Origin of the sequence: Maritimibacter sp. 55A14 (genome assembly GCF_003122205.1) — a bacterium.
In the GTDB taxonomy this organism is placed as follows: Bacteria; Pseudomonadota; Alphaproteobacteria; order Rhodobacterales; family Rhodobacteraceae; genus QEYE01.
In genome coordinates this window covers 1-1,360 of record NZ_QEYE01000061.1, presented here as the reverse complement: position 1 = coordinate 1,360, position 1,360 = coordinate 1, and the positions used below count along the sequence as shown (strand labels likewise).

The 1,360-nt window shown below is 65.1% G+C and carries 1 protein-coding gene; it reads right to left on the bottom strand.

Annotation, left to right across the window (positions count from 1 at the left end):
* Positions 1-104 precede the first annotated feature (104 nt).
* Complete coding sequence (locus DDZ14_RS19175) at positions 105-1,280, bottom strand: IS5 family transposase (protein ID WP_109426571.1); 1,176 nt, start codon at positions 1,278-1,280, stop codon at positions 105-107.
* Between the last annotated feature and the right edge of the window lie 80 nt (positions 1,281-1,360).

Here is a 1,360-nt window from a genome sequence, read left to right as displayed (position 1 = left end):
CAGGCTGCTGAAGAAGTTGGTCTTGAAGAACGCTTTTCCTGTTGTGACGGTTTGAAGGCGGAGCTCGCGGGGCTGCGAACGTGGGACTGGGGTCGCTCTGTTTGTCAGGCCGCCAGGAGTTTTGGCAATCTGGCCAGATTGCAGGCCGCCATGGTCATCGTGAATCGAGCGCGGACCCTGTCGAGGCCGCGGTGAACGGTTTGGGCCATGCCGCCCACCGTTTTGGCCCAGCCGAAGGGTTCCTCGATCTTCTTGCGGTGCCGCTGGGACAGGGCGTATCCGGGATGCTGAGTGGTCCGCCCGTCGATGGCGGAATGCCGGGCCTTCTGCGCGACATGCGGCGTCACGACCATCCGCCTGAGTTCAGCGATGAAGTCGGCGCTGTCGTATCCCTTGTCCGCCCCAAGCGTCAGGCGTCGGGTCGAGCCTGGGGAGTGCCGGTTGATCATCTCCAGCGCCGCCTTCCGCTCGCCATGCCCGTCGGCGTGGGTCAGCTCTGCCTGCACCACGAGGCCGTTCCGGTTTTCCATCAGCGTATGCCCCATGAAGCACAGCATCGCCGCGGCGCCCGGCGACTTCTTGTAGAGCCGCGCATCCGGGTCCGTGACCGAGGCGTGGGTCGCGTTCGAGCGCTTCTCGCCCCGGAAGTTCACTTCGGCGTTGCGGGTCTGGCGCGGCGTGTCGGGCATCGGTTGGGTCTCGGTCTGCTGGGGCTGGTCGGGGTTTGCTGAGGTCTCGTCAGCTGGTGGCGGCGGCCCGCCGGGATCGTCATCGTCCGGTGTCGCCATGCCTTCCTTCGGCTGAAAGCTCTTCATCGACGCCCACGCCCTGACCAGGGTGCCGTCCACCGAGAAGTGCTCGTCCGAGAGCAGCGGTTTGACCTGCGGGTGCGCGAGGATCGCGGCCATGACCTTGCGCGACATGTCGGTCGTCAGCAGCCGGTCGCGGTTCTTTGTGAACACCGTGGGAACCCAGACCGGATCGTCGACCCCAAGGCCGACGAACCACCGGAACAGCAAGTTGTAGTCCATCTGCTCCATCAACTGCCGCTCGGACCGGATTGAGAACAGGATTTGCAGCAGGCCCGCCCGGATCAGCCGCTCCGGCGCGATGGAGGGGCGACCGAAATCGGTGTAGAGCGCATCGAACTCGGCATCGAGGCTCGCCAGCGCGTCGTTGACGATCCGGCGGATCAAGCGCAGCGGATGCCGCGCCGGAACGCGCTCGTCCAGATCGACATAGCTGAACAGCGATCCCGCCGCCTCGTCCGTCCCGCGCATCGCCACCTCCTGTCGCAACCGTGACAAAGGTGAATCATGTTCTCAAAACCGCGTCGACCCCGGTGTTTTTCAGCAGCCTG

Excerpts from the sequence above, each read along its gene's own strand:
- DDZ14_RS19175 (WP_109426571.1), bottom strand. The coding sequence starts at position 1,280 with ATGCGCGGGACGGACGAGGCGGCGGGATCGCTGTTCAGCTATGTCGAT.